The following is a 15,357-nucleotide window of genomic DNA, read 5'->3' on the forward strand; positions in this document are numbered from 1 at the left end:
ACCATGGAAAATCTGAGCGATCCGCTTTTCGGCTTGCAGGGTCGAATCGCTCTTGTGACGGGTGGGTTCGGTCAGATCGGAGCCGAGTTCGTGCGTGCTTTGCATGCGCGAGGTGCTCGCGTCGCCGTCTCGTCGCGTCGACAGATCAACGATGCCGCTCAGCGGTTGGGCCTAGACGGGGCAGACGGCACGACGCTGATGGCCATTGAGATGGACATCACAGATCAGCGGAGCGTGGATGCGGCCCTCGACCGTGTCGAGGCGGAGTGGGGCGTGCCGACGATTGTTGTGAACAACGCCGGCATAGATACGCAACCGAGCGCGCCGCCCGAGGTTTCCGGGCCGTTCGAGCAGTTCCCCGCAGACGTCTTCCGCGAAGTTGTCGAGACGAATCTGGTCGGCACGTTTCTTGTCACGCAGTCCGCAGGACGTCGTATGCGCGCGGCAGGTGCCGAAGGATCCATCATCAACATCGGTTCGATCTATGGGATGGTCTCGCCGGTGCAGGATATTTATGCCTACAAGGAAGAGCAGACCGGAGTGCCGTTCATCAAGCCCGTCGCTTATTCGGCTGCTAAATCCGGGCTCTATAACCTCACCCGCTACTGCGCGACGTATTGGGGTAAGGCAGGGATTCGTGTGAACACGCTGACACCGTCTGGCGTGCGTCGCGATACTCAGGATGCGACGTTCCAGGCGAACTACACGGAGCGCATGCCTATCGGGCGGATGGCGGAAGCCGATGAGTACAACGGTGCGCTCATCTTCCTGGCATCGGATGCTTCGCGATACATGACGGGATCGAACCTGGTCGTCGATGGTGGGTGGACTGCATGGTGAATTCGATCATCGGAGATCGTCTCTTCTCGGCTGCCGTCACGCCCATGCGTGCGGATGAGTCGGTAGACCATAACGCGCTGGGGCTGCTGATCGACGCCGACCTCACGCGGGGCGTTGAAGGCGTTTATGTCTGCGGGTCATCCGGAGAAGGGGTGAACCTGGCAGAGTCAGAACGGATCTCGGTGGTCGAGACGGCTGTTTCAGCTGCCGCGGGTCGAGCCCCTGTCGTGGCACATGTCGGCGCGATGTCGACCGGAGAGTCCATCCGCTTGGCATCGGCGGCCGAGAGCTCCGGAGCAGCTGCGATCTCGATGATCCCACCGCTGTACTACGGGTACTCGACCGCGGACGTCGTCGCCCACTTCCGTGCGGTGATCGAAAGCGTGGATATCCCGTTCATCCTCTACAACATCCCGCAGTTCACGGGACGTGATATCTCGGAGGGCGGGTTCGAGGAGCTGCTCGAACTCCCGCAGGTCATCGGGGTGAAGCACACCTCCCGCAATCTCTACGGTGCTGAGCGGATCATTCAGAGGTATCCGCATCTGAGCTTGATCAACGGGTTCGACGAGTTCTACTTGCCGGGCTTGTCGATCGGCGCCGAGGGGGCCATCGGAACCACGGTCGGTCTGCAGATCGAACTCTTCGTTGCTCTGCGTCGGCGATTCGCCGCGGGGGACATCACCGGTGCCCGCGCACTTCAAGCGCGGATCAACGACACGGTAGAGGCGATGGTTGAAGCCGGTGTATTCGGTGCTGCCAAGTATTTGGGCGGCAAGTATTCCAAACCATTGGGAAGCTGCCGGCGTCCTCTGCCTGAGCTCGGCGATGATGCGCTTCGCAGTCTCGATGAAGCGTGGGACCGACTGCAGCAGCACATCGCGACGACTCGCGCTGAAGAAGCATAAGAGCGTCGGCGAGTCTCGCCTTTCACGAGTCTCGCCGGCGTCCCATGCGGCAAGCTGGAACGGTGAGGGATGCCATGGCCACGATCTACGATGTCGCGCAGCTCGCGGGAGTCTCTCCGGCGACGGTTTCGCGTGTGTTCAACGGCACGAGTGTGTCTTCGGAGAAGGCGGAGGCGGTGCGGGCTGCGGCGAAGCAGTTGAAGTTCGTGCCGAATCGCACGGCGCGCAGTCTGCGCCGGCAGAGCTCTGAGGTTATCGGCCTGGTCATCCCGGATATTGAGAACCCGTATTTCACGGAGATGGCGCGCGGCGTGGAGGATGTGGCTTCCGAGGCGGGCTATTCGGTCGTGCTGTGCAATTCCGATTCCGAGATCGAGAAGGAGTCGACGTATCTCGACATCGCGATCGCCGAGCACATGTCGGGTGTGATCATCGCGACGGCGTCCGATGAGTCCTCTCTCGATGGCATCCTCGCGACGGGTCGCCCCGTGGTGGCGGTCGACCGCGACACGGACTATGAGATCGACAGTGTCATCATGGCGAACCGTGCGGCGGGTGCGGCGGCGACGCGTGAGCTGATCGATGCGGGTTATCGGCGCATCGCGTATATCGGCGGGCCGGCGCAGATCGATACGGCGGCGGAACGTGCGGATGGGTGGCGGGATGCTCTCGCCGAGGCTGACCGTGCCGTCGAAAGCGATCTGCTGAGGTTCTCGACGTTCCGTGTCGATGGCGGGCGTGCGGCGATGGAGGAGCTGCTGGCTCTTCCCGAGCCGCCGGATGCTGTCGTGGCGGGCAACAACCTGATCGGCGTCGGCGCGATCCAGGTGCTGTCGGAGCACGATCTGACGCCACCGAAACTGGGTGTCGCGGTGATCGGTTCTCTGCCGTTCACAACGCTGTCGCCGAAGGCGGTGACGGTCGTGCGTCTGCCTGCCCGCCATATGGGCGTCACGGCGGCACGGATGCTGCTCGAACGCATTCGCGGAGACGTTCAGCCCGCGCGCACGATCGTGCTGCGCAACGAGCTTCAGGCGGCCACACCCCGCTGATCCGGCAGTGCCGAGGGGGCGGGACACGCTGACCCGCTTGCAGCCTGAAATCGATTTCGCGTAGGGTGGCGGACGAAGGAATCGCGATCAAGGAGGACCGCCATGCGCTGCACTCTCGGAGTGGACGTCGGCACATCGAGCACGAAGGGCGTGCTCGTCGGCGAAGACGGAACGATCGTGGCATCCACCACCCGCGCCCACGACGTCGACCGGCCGCACACCGGCTGGGTCGAGATGCGCGCCGAGATCTGGTGGGACGAGTTCGCCTCGATCGCCCGCGAGCTTCTCGACGAGGTCGATGACGCCGAGATCGCCGCCGTCGGCGTCAGCGGCATGGGGCCGTGCGTTCTCCTCGTCGATCAGAACGACCAGCCCGTGCGCCCCGCGATCCTCTACGGCGTCGACACCCGCGCGACGGCGCAGATCTCCCGCATGACCGACGAGCTCGGCCTCGACGAGATCACCCGTGTGGGCGGGTCGACGCTGACCTCGCAGGCGGCGGGCGCGAAGATCGCCTGGGTCCACGACGAGGAGCCGGATGCCTTCGCCGCGGCCCGTCGCTTCTTCATGCCGGCTTCGTGGCTGGCCCACCACCTCACCGGCGCGTACGTGCTCGACCACCAGTCGGCGAGCCAGACGTCGCCGCTCTACGACATCGAGAACGAGCAGTGGCACGAGCCCTGGTGGCAGCGCTACGCGGGCACGATCGAGCAGCCCCGCCTGACCTGGGCGGGCGACATCGCCGGCAGCGTCACCGATGAGGCATCCGCGCTCACCGGCATCCCCGCCGGCACCCCTGTCATCACGGGAACCATCGACGCGTGGACCGAGGCCGTCAGCGTCGGAGCGCACGAGGTCGGCGACCTCATGCTCATGTACGGCACGACCATGTTCCTCGTCGCGACGGGGGAGGAGACCCTGCGCACCCCCTCGATGTGGACCACCGCCGGCGCCTTCGCCGGCACGCGCAACCTCGCCGGCGGCCTGTCGACCTCCGGCGCGCTGACGGCCTGGCTGAAGGACCTCACGGGTTCGGACTACCCGGCGCTGCTGGCGGATGCCGCCACCTCCGGTCCCGGAGCGAACGGCCTGCTGATCCTGCCGTACCTCGCGGGGGAGCGCACTCCGATCCAGGACCCCGATGCCCGTGGCGTGATCGCCGGCCTCACGCTCGAGCACTCGCGCGGCGACCTGTATCGCGCAGCCCTGGAGGCCACGGCCCTGGGGGTGCGTCACAACGTCGAGACGATGCGCGCCGCTGGCGCCGACATCCGCCGCATCGTCGCCGTCGGCGGCGGAACCCAGGGCCGGCTCTGGCTGCAGGTCGTCTCCGACGTCACCGGCCTCGTGCAGGAAGTGCCCGCGACGACGATCGGCGCCAGCTACGGCGCGGCCTTCCTCGCCGCGGTCGCCATCGCCGAGCCCGGCACCGCCCCGGTCATCACCGACTGGAACCCCATCGCGCAGACCATCACCCCGGACCCCGCGCTGCGCGAGGTTTACGACACCCTCTTCGACCGCTATGTGCGCCTCTACGAGGGATCCAAAGACGTCATCCACGAACTCGCCGCCGACCAGCGCGGCGCCTGACCACCGAACACACGGAGAGAACATGAGCTACACCCTCCCGACGCCGCTCGAGCGTCCGGCATCCGCCCCGAAGACCGCCTACCTGATCACCTCCGGCGACCTGCGCGAGTCGGCCAACACCGGCGGCTGGCCCACCCAGGTCGCCCTCGAAGAAGGCGTCACCCGCGTCTTCGACGGACTCGGTTGGAACGTCATCCGCGCCTTCGACGTCGACCCCGAAACCGGCCACGGCTTCATCTCGAGCCAGCGCATGGGCCTCGAGGTCTTCAAGAACATCCCGACCGACGCGCCGCTGATCGTCGCGATCGCCAACTGGCAGTACTCCCACCACGTGCTCGCGGGCCTGCGCACGCACCAGGGTCCGATCCTCACGGTCGCGAACTTCGCCGGCGACTGGCCCGGTCTCGTCGGCCTCCTCGGCCTCAACGCCGGCCTCACCAAGATGGACAAGCCCTACGCCACGACCTGGTCGGTCGACTTCGCCGACCAGTGGTTCATCGACGGCATCCGCGAATGGACCGAGACCGGCACCATCACGCACGACGCCTCGCACGTGCGCGCACTCCCGGCCCTGCCGGACAGCCCCGAGAAGCAGCTCGGCGAGGCGCTCGCCGCTCAGCTCCTCGACGAGAAGGCCATCATCGGCGTCTTCGACGAGGGCTGCATGGGCATGTACAACGCCATCTTCGATGACGAGCTGCTCAACCACACCGGCATCTACAAGGAGCGCCTGTCGCAGTCGGCGCTGTACGCCGAGATGCTGACGGTCAGCGAGGACGACGCGAACGCGGCCTTCGACTGGCTGATCGACGCCGGCATGACGTTCCGCTTCGGCGAGGACGGCGCCACCGAGCTCACCCGCGAGCAGGTGCAGTGGCAGATGAAGATGTACATCGCCGCGATGCGCATGGCGGACGACTTCGGGCTGGATGCTGTCGGCATCCAGTACCAGCAGGGCCTGAAGGACCTCGTCCCGGCATCCGACCTCGCCGAGGGCATCCTGAACTCCACCGAGCGCCCGCCGGTGTTCTCCCGCGACGGCAAGCGCGAGCTGCACGCCGGTCGTGCGTTCCCGCACTTCAACGAGGCCGATGAGGGCGTCGCGGTCGACGCGCTCGTCACCGACCGCGTCTGGCGCGCCATGGGCCTCGTGCCCGACAACACGCTGCACGACGTGCGCTGGGGCGAGGACTACGAGGGCCAGTTCGTCTGGGCCTACGAGATCTCCGGATCCGTTCCCGCCTCGCACCTCGGTGGCTGGGACAAGGCCGAGGGCTGGCGTCAGGGTCACGTGTTCTTCCCCGCCGGCGGCGCGACCCTCAACGGCACGTCCAAGCCCGGCGAGGTCGTGCTCTCGCGCGTGTTCATCGCCGACGGCATCCTGCAGGCCGACATCTTCCGCGGCTCGGTCATCGAGCTGCCCGAAGAGGAGACCGAGCGCCGTCGCGCCGCGACCAACCCCGAGTGGCCGCTCGCGCACGTCGTGCTGCACGGCGTCTCGCGCGACCAGTTCATGGCCCGTCACAAGGCCAACCACGCGCAGCTCGTCTACGCGCCCGACGCCGAGACCGCCGACAAGGCGCTGATCGCCAAGGCCGCGATGTTCGACGGTATGGGCATCACGGTCAACCTGATCGGTGACGTCACGATCTGACCCACCGGGCGGGCGCTCGCCGAGCCGAGCGCCCGCCTCCTCCCGCACAGGCTCAGCCGGTAGTCTTGCGCCGATGAGGATGACGCGTCGTGAGCTGTTCTTCGGCGCCGGGGTCGGCGCCGTCACGATGCTGCTCGCGTCCTGCACACCCGAGCCCGCACCGACGGCCACCCCGACGGCGACGCCCGACCCGATGCCGAGCACCGCGGTGCCCGCGCCGGCAGCGAGCCTGCGCAGCACCTGGGCCGCCGACCCGTTCTCCCGCGGAGCCGTCAGCTACACCCGCATCGGCGTGCAGTCCCAGACGCGCGAGACACTCGCCGAACCGGTCGAGGGGCGACTGTTCTTCGCGGGTGAGGCGACGGATGCCGCAGCCCCGGGCACCCTGCGCGGAGCCGTGCGCTCGGGCGACAGCGCCGCCATGCGCCTGCGGGCCACGGCCGAGCCGGGCGAGCGCATCGCCGTGATCGGCGCCGGCCTCGCCGGTGCCGCAGCGGTCAAGCGCCTGAGCGGATCCGACCTCGACATCACGGTCTTCGAAGCGCGCGATCGCCTCGGCGGCCGCACCCAATCGCACCTCGACGACGGCTGGGGTGTGCCGGTGCAGCTCGGCGGCTGGCTGTTGCCCGCCGAGACGGATGCCGAGACCGACGCCGAGGCGGCGGAGCGGCTCGGTCTCGGCGCTTCCCTCGAAACCGCAGATCTCGCATCCGCTCTCTGGCTTTCACCCGACGGCGACATCGACGCGCCGACCGACCAGCCTCTCGTCGCGGCCATCGCCGCCGCACAGGCGCTCACCGCAGACATCTCCCTCGCCGAAGCGCTCGCCGAGACCGGATCCGACCCCGAAGACTCCGCGCTCGCCGCTCTCCTCGCCGACCTCGCGACGACCGCGGGCGCCGACGCCGACGTGCTCTCGTCGTGGTTCCCACCGGCCCTGCCTGCTGCTGCGCGCGAAGGAATCATCAGCGACTTCGGCGCGGTGATCGCCGAAATGCTCGGCGACGCCCAAGTCTCGCTCTCGTCTGCCGTCACCCGCATCGCCCACGACGACACGGGCGTGAGCCTGCGCCTGGGCACAGGGGAGTCGACCTCGTTCGATCGCGTCATCGTCACGGTTCCGCTCGGCGTGCTTCAACGCGAGGGGATCGAATTCTCCCCGGCACTGCCGTTCTCGCACCGCGGCGCGATCAATGCGCTCGGCATGGGCCACGCCGAGACGATCTGGCTGCGCTACGACGAACCGTTCTGGCAGACCGACGCGGTGCTGTGGCACACGGTCGGCGGCGAGCACCTCGTCCGAACCTGGATCAACCTGCACCCGGTCACGGGGGAGAGCATCCTCGTCGGCCTGGTCGGAGGATCCGCCGCCGAGAAGTTCGCCGACCTCGACGAGAACGACGCCCTCCTCGCGGTGCTCACGGCACTGGAGGCGTATCTGCCCTCCGCCGATACGGACTGATCCGGCTGATCAGCGCGAGCAGAGCCGCGATCAGCGCGAAGATCGCCAGCGCGATCGCACTCGTCGCCAAAAACTCTCCGACCCCGCTGACCTGCCGCAGATCGAGGAAGTAGTACGGATACCAGCCGATCCGCGGGCCGCGCCACATCGTCACCCCGCCCCAGACGAGCGGGAACGCAAGAGACCCGGGAACGATCCACCACGTCACCCGCCCGTGCCCCGGCGTCAGCACCCAGGCGATCGCCGTCAACGCCGGCAACCAGAAGTGCAGCACCTGATCCGACCAGGGCACGTCGATGCGGATGCCGCGCACACCCGCTTGCCAGACGATGAGCGCGAACGCGAGCCCCGCGGTCGTCGTCCACGTGAGTACGAGCGAGAGCGCGATGCTGAACCAGGGTGGATCAACCGCACGGCGGAACCCGAACATCGCCCCGACGATCATCAGCACGACAAGCATGCAGTTCGACTCGACCGTGAGATACGCGAAGAAGTTGCGGCCCGCGATCGTCTGCGACCCCAGACCCCACAGCAGTCGGTGCACGAGGGCGATGAGGCAGATCGTGGCCGTGGCCAGGCGAAGAGCACCGAACAGGGTTCGTGACTTCACCGTTTCGCGATCTCCCTCCCGGCGTGAACACGCCATCTGGCGAGTCTACGGATCACCGGCGACGTCAGATGCCCAGGATCGCCTGGGCGATGAGGAAGTAGACGATGAGGCCGGCGGCGTCGACGAACGTCGTGATGAACGGATTCGAGAACACGGCAGGATCGACGCGGATCGTGCGGGCGATGAGCGGCATGATCCCGCCGATCGTCGCGGCCATCGCGCACACGGCCACCAGCGTCGCCCCGATCACCAGGCCGATGTGCCAGTCGTAGACGAGCGCGGTGATCGCGAACCCGAGCACGCCCAGGGCGAGTCCGAGCGAGACGCCGACGCGCAGTTCGCGACCGAGCACGGCGAGGATATCGCGCGGACGCACCTCGCCGAGCGCCAGCGCGCGCGTCACGGTCGTCGCGGCCTGGTTGCCGGTGTTGCCGCCGGTGCCGATCAGCAGCGGAACGAACAGGGCGAGCACCGTCATCTGCTCGAGCGTCGCCTCGAACGAGGAGAGCACCTTCACGGTCAGGGTCGCCCCGATCGCGAGGACGAACAGCCAGACGATGCGCGAGCGCACGATGCGCCGGATCGGCGTCGAGAGGTACGGGCGCCCGAGCGGCTCGACGCCTCCCTGGCGGGCGGCATCCTCGCTCTCCTCGCGCTTGAGGATGCGGGCGGCATCATCGATCGTGAGGATGCCGACCAGACGGTTCTCGTTGTCGACCACGGGCACCGCGAGCAGCCCGAGATCCGTGCACACGCGAGCGGTGGACTCGGCATCCGACTCGGCGATCGCCGTGCGCGCGGGCTGCATGACCGCATCGATCAGGGTGCTGTCGTCGTGCGCGAGCAGGTCGCGCAGGCTGACGACGCCCACGACGCGACGCGCAGCATCCGTCACCGGCAGCGTGTACACGGTCTCGGCATCGTCGATGCGCGCCCGCAGGCGCTGCATCGTCTCGCCGACGCTGAGGTGAGGATGCGTCGTGACGTACTCGGGGCTCATCCGGCGCCCGATCGAATCCTGCGGGTAGCCGAGCACCGCCGCGGTCAGATCCCGCTCGCGCGCCGGCAGCCCGCGCATCAGACGCTGGGCGACGGAGGCGGGCAGCTCATCCAACAGCCACACCCGGTCATCGGGGTCCATCTCGGCGAACAGTGCCGCGACCTCCGCATCCTGCAGCCCGCGCACCAGTTCGCCCTGCAGTTCGGGCTCGAGCGCTTCGAACACGATGAGGGCCCGCTCCTTCGCCAGCAGGCGGTAGACGATCGCGCACTGCCGCGCGTTCAGCCGGTCGAGCACCTCGACGATCTGATCGGGGGCGACGGGGTCGAGAGCAGCGGATGCCGCGGCCAGATCACGACGCGAGAGCGCATGCTCGATCGTGTCGATGAGGTCGTCGGTGCGGATGTTCAGGTCGGTCGCGCGGTCCGTGTTCACGGGCGTCTCCTTCGGGCGGAGCGATGTCGCAGCATCCGGCTGCAACGATCAGCTCAGGTCATCGATGAAAATCGAACACCCGCGGGAGGGTCAGAGGCGTGCGGCCTCGACGGACAGGGCGGGGTCCGTATGCATATGGCGACTATCACCGCTCATGCGCGACCACCTCGCTTCCCTCGTCCGTATGCGCGCCGTCGGAATCGGCACCCCCGTCAGGGTAGCCGATCGGGCGGAACGCGCGGTTCAGGAAGGATCGATGCGCAGCACGTCCGGCGCCTCGCCGGTGGTCAGATCATCGGCCAGGCGGATGCTGCGGGCCAGGTCGTCGAGCGCCGGGATCAGCGTGCCGAACCGCTCACGGTCACTGCCGATCGCGTTCAGCGTGACGATGTGCGTGCCCGTGTCCCACGTGTAGCTGGCGAAGGGGGCGCTGTTCTCCGTCGGCGGCGTCAGCATCACGAGCTTCTCGCCGGCGCCGAGGGCCGTGGCGAACGTCACGGTGTCGTCGTACTCGATCGGGCGGGTGGCGCGCGCGATGCGCACCTGCGGGGTCAGCTCCTGAACGGTGGCCATCGCGGCGACGAGCTCGGGCTCCGCCTTCCACGTCCACGCGAGCACGCGGCCGTCGAAGCGGCGCATCAGCGCGGGAGCCGCCTGGCTCATCGTCCAGGCTCCCAGACGCGAACCGGGCTTATCGGTGCGCCCCATCATCTGGTTCGCCTGGCCCAGCAGCATCCGGATCGCCGCCTTGCGATGGCGACGCCCCTTCCACCCGAATGAATCGGTGATGGGGATCCAGAGCTGCGGGTCTGCGGAACCGGTGATGCGCATGCTCTCACGCTACCGGCGCCGCGACGGGAGAATGCCGAGTGCGGCCAGTCTCGGACGGTGATCAGCGGCCCGCCGGTAAAGTTGCGAACGCCCGGAACCGGGCGATCGCAACATCTTAAGGCTGCATAATCGTGACCTCTCCTGACGCTCCGCTGAAGATCCTGCTCGGATGCGACACGTTCGCGCCAGACATCAACGGCGCTGCGCGCTTCACCGAGCGCCTTGCCGCGGGGCTCGTCCAGCGCGGTCACGATGTGCACGTCGTCGCCCCGAACCGCCGCTACCGTCGGGCGAAACCGGCGACCGAGGTCGTCGAGGGCGAGCCGATGACGCTGCACCGTCTGCCGTCGGTGCGCTGGGCCCCGCACGACTGGCTGCGCTTCGTGTGGCCCTGGCGCTCCAAGCACTACGCCCGCACGGTGCTCTCCGACGTGAAGCCCGATGTCGTGCACATCCAGTCGCACATCGTGATCGGCCGCGGGCTCTCCCGCATCGCGCACCAGCGCGGCATCCCGGTCATCGCCACCAACCACGTCATGGCCGAGAACATCCTCGACCACTCGACCTTCCCGAAGTTCATCGACAAGGTCGTCGCACGCCTGGCCTGGGACGACGCGAAGCGCACCTTCGACCTCACCCGGGCGATCACGACCCCCACGCGCCGCGCCGCCGACTTCCTCGAGAGCACGATCGACGTCACCGGTGTCATCCCGATCAGCTGCGGCATCGACCGCACGAACTATCGCCCCGTGATCGGACCCCGCGAGCACAACCGCATCATCTTCGTCGGCCGTCTCACGGCCGAGAAGCAGATCGACGTCGTGCTCGAGGCCATGGCCCGCCTCGCCCCCGAAGTCGACGCCGTCTTCGACATCGTCGGCGGAGGAGACCAGCGCAAGAACCTCGAGAAGCAGGCCCGCGAACTCGGCCTCGGCGACCGCGTCGTCTTCCACGGGCGTGTCTCCGACGAGGAGCTGCGCGGCCTGTACTCACGCGCGTCGCTGTTCGTGATCGCCTCGATCGCCGAGCTGCAGTCGATCGCGACGATGGAAGCCATGGCATCCGGCCTCCCCATCGTCGCGGCGGACGCCGTCGCCCTGCCGCACCTCGTGCACGACGGTGAGAACGGCTACCTGTTCGAACCCGGTGACGTCGACGAGCTCGCCGCTCGCCTGACCGACGTGCTCACGGCCGCGCCCGCCGAATACGAGCGCATGCAGCAGGCATCGCTCGACGGCGTCGCGATCCACGACATCAACCGCACGCTCGACACCTTCGAGGCGCTCTACCGCGACGAACCGCTGCCCAGCTGATCGGCCGCGACCGTCTCCTCCTCTGCCGCACACGGCATGACGAACGTGTACAGGCCGCTGATGAGCATCCAGCCCCAGAACATCAGGGGCGCCGACTCGCTGAGGCCCTGCACGAGCAGCACGAGCACGAGCAGCAGCGGCGCCATGCTGCGCGTCGCGGCGTCGGCGCTGATCGCCAGACGCCACGAGCGCCACAGCGTCGTCGCATAGATCGTGATGAGCAGCAGGATGCCGAGGGCACCGAGCTGCAGGAAGCCGTCGATCCACATGTTGTGCGAGTGGAACACGGTGATGCCGTGGTCCATGATCCAGCCGTCGAAGGCCGAGTCCCACGGCAGCCAGGGGCTCGCGAAGCCGTGCCCGATGAGGGGGGAGTCGACGGCCCGCTCGAGCACCTTCGCCCAGATCTCGGTGCGACCCGTGATGTCGCTGCTGCGACCGAGCAGGGCCAGCAGTGAGTCCTTGGCGATGAGGAGCCCGGCGACGACCGCCACGACGATCGTGATCGCCGCCGCGTAGAGCGTGGTGCGTGCACGGCGACCGGTGAACCGGCGGAAGAGAAGCACGATGAGCGCCGCGGCGCCGACGGCCGCGAGCGTGAGGAACATCGCCGCCGATCCCGAGCGCACGCACAGCCACAGGGCGAGCACCGACAGCACGACGCGCGCACCCGTGTGCGGGGCGCGGCGCGCGAAGCGGGTGGCGAAGACGATGAGCGCGAGAACGCACAGCACGGCGAGCAGGTTCGCGTTGCCGACGATGCCCTGGATGCGGCTGCCCACGAGCAGATCGTCGAAGAGGTTGCCGCGCACCCAGTACCAGTGCGGGTTCGGGTCCTCCGGAGCATCCGAGAAGTTCGGCAGGATCGGATGCCGCAGCACGAGCGCCACCCACGCCTCGAGCGCGAGCGACAGCACGAGGATCGCGCCGAGGGCGCGCTCGAGCGTCGTCAACAGCTCCTCGCGGGTGAAGGCGCGGGCGAACAGGATGCCGTGCGCCGTGAACAGCGCCATCATGACCCAGGTGATCGCCGTCGCCAGCGGCCACGACGACCAGACGATCGACAGGGCGCCGAGCGCCGCATAGGCGATGAGCGGCCACGGCTGCGCCCGCCATGACCGGGTGCGGCCGGCCAGGCGCGAGCGCCACACCGGGGTCAGCGCCGCGGTGATGGCGGCCATGGCCAGCAGCAGGATGCTCGTGCCGACGGGGCCCAGCAGGTTGTACCAGAACGAGTACGCCAGGGCCGAGAACATCAGCACGAAGGCGTAGACGCGGGTGAGGGTGGTCATGCGGTTCCTCCGGCAGGAGCGGTGTAGATCTGCTGCAGCGCGCGCACGTGGCCGGCGGGCGAGAACTGCTCGGCGGCGGCGAGGGCGCGCTGGGACTGCTCGACGACGCGGCGCGGATCGCGGGCGAGTTCGATGAGGGTGGCGGCCATGCCCGCGGCATCCGGACCCGAGGCGAGGATCCCCGCCTCGCTCAACCCCTCCTGCAGGGCATCGTCGACGTAGAGCACGCTGCGCGCCTCGTTCAGCGCCTCGACGACGATGACCGGCTGGTTGTCGAAGCCGAACGACGTCAGCGCTACCAGGTGCGATTCGCGCATGATCCCGCGCACACGGTCGCGGTCGACACGACCGGCGAAGCGGAGGCCCGGCGTGCCCGCGGCGATCTCGCGGGCACGGGACATGAGGGGGCCGTCTCCGACGACCGTCACCTCGAGCCGGTCGGGGCCGAGGGAGACGGATGCCCGAAGCACGGCATCCAGGAACTCGAGGATGCGCTTCTCCGGCACGAGACGCGCAACCCACGCGATGCGCAACGGGCCGTCGATCGCCGTCAGCGGCTTCGCTTCAGCATCCGCCCCGGGCATCGTGTTCGGCACGATCGCGACATTCGCCAACCCCGCTTCGCGCAACCGTGCGCCCTGGTGGGCCGAGGGGGAGACGACCGTCTGCGCATGACGCGCCGCGGTCAGCGTGATGCCGCGCAGCGCCGAATCGACCTGGCGCTGCGCGAGCGGGCGCCGCGCGATGCGCTCGCCGCGCAACCAGCGCCCGAACAGCCGGATGACGCCCGCGACCGGACGATCCAGGAGGCCGAGCCGCGGCCCCTGCCAGAAGAAGGTGTGCACCGTGTGCACCACGGGAAGGCCGAGATCCGCCGCGACCTGCACTGCGGCCGCCGTCAGGCCGAACTCGGAATGGCAGTGCACGACCTCGATGCCCCGCTCGACGAACAGATCACGCAGATCGCGGCGCAGCGCCGCCGTGTTGCGCACCACCGGAAGATCAACGCCCGGAAGCGTCCACCGGGCCTGAACCGGAAAACGGTCGGGATCGGTCGGCGTCGCACCCACATGCGGGGCGACGACCGTCACTTCGACGCCCGACTCGCGCAGCACCGCCGCCGAATCGAGGAACGCCGACTGCGCCCCGCCGAGGTACTCCAAGGAGTAGTCGCAGATCAACGCGACGCGCTTCGCAGTAGTGGCCATCTCGCGGCTGTCTTCTCGTTCGGGCGGGATGCCTCACGTTATCAGCGCGGCCGGTGAGAACCATGGGATTCCCGCACTACGCTGGCGGCATGACAACGACCCCACCGGCTCCCGCTCTGTCATCGAGTCTGCGCGTGCTGCTGGCGATCGCAGCATCCGTCGTCATCATCGCCGGGCTCTTCCTCGCCCGTGAGATCGTCGGCCCCATCGCGCTCGCCATCGTCATCGTCATCATCTGCGAACCCGCCCGGGCGCCCCTCGCCCGGCGGGGGCTTCCCGACTGGCTCGGCACGTTCGTGGTCATCGTCGTCGCCTACGTGATCCTGCTCGGCATGGGGCTGCTGCTCTGGTACGCCGGCAACGAGTTCGCCGGACTCGTCGTCGGCCTCACCAGTGACGGAGCCGTGCTGAAGCAGTACGACGCATTCGTCACCTGGATCGACGAGGTCGGTTTCGGCGCGGAAGCGGCCGACACGATCGCCGCCCTCATCGCGCCCGCGAACCTCATGAAGCTCGTGCAGAGCGTCGGCGGCATGGTGCTCGCCGTCGCCACAGCGCTGTTCTTCGTCTTCGCGTACATCATCTTCATGGCAGTGGATGCTGCCCGCTACCGCCACGCGCCCGAAACCTTCGGCCGCACTCGCAGCGCCGTCATCGGGCGGATCACAGTGCTCAACCGCGGCATCCGCCGCTACTACGTCGTCAATGCGACCTTCGGAGCGATCGTCGCGATCGTCGATGGGCTCGCCCTGTGGTGGATGGGCGTGCCCGCACCGATCGTCTGGGCGATCCTCGCGTTCGTGACGAACTTCGTGCCCAACATCGGATTCGTGCTCGGCCTCGTGCCGCCGGCGATCCTCGCCTTCGCGATCGGCGGCTGGCCGCTGTTCCTCGGCGTCATCGCCGTCTACTGCGTCGTCAACGTCGTGCTGCAGGTGCTCGTGCAGCCGAAGTTCGTCAGCGATGCGGTCGACCTGAGCCTCACCCTGAGCTTCTTCTCGGTCATCTTCTGGACCTTCGTCGTCGGGCCCCTCGGCGCGATCCTGTCGATCCCGCTGACCCTGCTCACCCGCACGCTCGTGCTCGAGGGCAACCCCGACGCGCTCTGGCTGCGCTGGGTGTCGGGCGATCGCACCGCCGTGCCGCCCCCGGAGCCCGAGGC

At 68.2% G+C, this 15,357-nt stretch carries 13 protein-coding genes; 8 read left to right on the forward strand and 5 right to left on the reverse strand.

Annotation, left to right across the window (positions count from 1 at the left end):
* The first annotated feature begins 3 nt into the window (after positions 1-3).
* From Q0Z66_RS08360 to Q0Z66_RS08385, 6 genes are all read left to right on the forward strand, one after another.
* Complete coding sequence (locus Q0Z66_RS08360) at positions 4-840, forward strand: SDR family oxidoreductase (protein WP_298040124.1); 837 nt, start codon at positions 4-6, stop codon at positions 838-840.
* Positions 834-1,748 (forward strand): dihydrodipicolinate synthase family protein, encoded by a 915-nt coding sequence (locus tag Q0Z66_RS08365; protein WP_298040127.1) that lies wholly within the window; start codon positions 834-836, stop codon positions 1,746-1,748. The genes Q0Z66_RS08360 and Q0Z66_RS08365 overlap by 7 nt, the downstream gene beginning before the upstream one ends.
* A gap of 74 nt (positions 1,749-1,822) precedes the next feature.
* Entirely contained in the window at positions 1,823-2,800 is a 978-nt protein-coding gene (locus Q0Z66_RS08370; RefSeq protein ID WP_298040131.1) for a LacI family DNA-binding transcriptional regulator, read from the forward strand.
* A 102-nt stretch (positions 2,801-2,902) separates the two neighbouring features.
* Positions 2,903-4,390: an FGGY family carbohydrate kinase gene (locus Q0Z66_RS08375; protein WP_298040133.1), complete on the forward strand. Its 1,488-nt coding sequence runs from the start codon at positions 2,903-2,905 to the stop codon at positions 4,388-4,390.
* A 22-nt stretch (positions 4,391-4,412) separates the two neighbouring features.
* Positions 4,413-6,044, forward strand: coding sequence for a fucose isomerase (locus Q0Z66_RS08380; RefSeq protein ID WP_298040137.1), 1,632 nt, complete (start codon positions 4,413-4,415; stop codon positions 6,042-6,044).
* Positions 6,045-6,117: 73 nt separating this feature from the next.
* Positions 6,118-7,506: an FAD-dependent oxidoreductase gene (locus Q0Z66_RS08385; protein ID WP_298040140.1), complete on the forward strand. Its 1,389-nt coding sequence runs from the start codon at positions 6,118-6,120 to the stop codon at positions 7,504-7,506.
* Here Q0Z66_RS08385 and Q0Z66_RS08390 read toward each other — a convergent pair.
* From Q0Z66_RS08390 to Q0Z66_RS08400, 3 genes are all read right to left on the reverse strand, one after another.
* Complete coding sequence (locus Q0Z66_RS08390) at positions 7,463-8,116, reverse strand: Pr6Pr family membrane protein (protein ID WP_298040143.1); 654 nt, start codon at positions 8,114-8,116, stop codon at positions 7,463-7,465. The genes Q0Z66_RS08385 and Q0Z66_RS08390 overlap by 44 nt on opposite strands.
* 64 nt (positions 8,117-8,180) lie before the next feature.
* On the reverse strand, positions 8,181-9,551 hold the full coding sequence (gene mgtE / locus Q0Z66_RS08395; protein WP_298040146.1) for a magnesium transporter: 1,371 nt from the start codon (positions 9,549-9,551) through the stop codon (positions 8,181-8,183).
* Between the two features lie 243 nt (positions 9,552-9,794).
* On the reverse strand, positions 9,795-10,382 hold the full coding sequence (locus Q0Z66_RS08400) for a hypothetical protein (RefSeq protein ID WP_298040149.1): 588 nt from the start codon (positions 10,380-10,382) through the stop codon (positions 9,795-9,797).
* 131 nt (positions 10,383-10,513) lie between these two features.
* Here Q0Z66_RS08400 and Q0Z66_RS08405 point away from each other — a divergent pair, with 131 nt between their 5' ends.
* Complete coding sequence (locus tag Q0Z66_RS08405; RefSeq protein WP_298040151.1) at positions 10,514-11,695, forward strand: glycosyltransferase; 1,182 nt, start codon at positions 10,514-10,516, stop codon at positions 11,693-11,695.
* Here the strand turns inward: Q0Z66_RS08405 and Q0Z66_RS08410 are convergent.
* Together Q0Z66_RS08410 and Q0Z66_RS08415 are read right to left on the reverse strand one after the other, a co-directional pair.
* Complete coding sequence (locus tag Q0Z66_RS08410) at positions 11,668-12,987, reverse strand: O-antigen ligase family protein (protein WP_298040154.1); 1,320 nt, start codon at positions 12,985-12,987, stop codon at positions 11,668-11,670. The genes Q0Z66_RS08405 and Q0Z66_RS08410 overlap by 28 nt on opposite strands.
* The gene (locus Q0Z66_RS08415; RefSeq protein ID WP_298040156.1) at positions 12,984-14,195 is read right to left on the reverse strand and encodes a glycosyltransferase family 4 protein; all 1,212 of its coding nucleotides are present in this window, start codon (positions 14,193-14,195) and stop codon (positions 12,984-12,986) included. Before Q0Z66_RS08415 ends, Q0Z66_RS08410 begins: the two co-directional genes overlap by 4 nt.
* 89 nt (positions 14,196-14,284) lie before the next feature.
* On the opposite strand from Q0Z66_RS08415, the gene Q0Z66_RS08420 reads away from it, so the two are divergent.
* Positions 14,285-15,357 (forward strand): AI-2E family transporter (locus Q0Z66_RS08420; RefSeq protein WP_298040159.1); only part of this gene is annotated, 1,073 nt, incomplete at its 3' end.

Source organism: uncultured Microbacterium sp., from assembly GCF_947632095.1.
Lineage (GTDB): Bacteria > Actinomycetota > Actinomycetes > Actinomycetales > Microbacteriaceae > Microbacterium.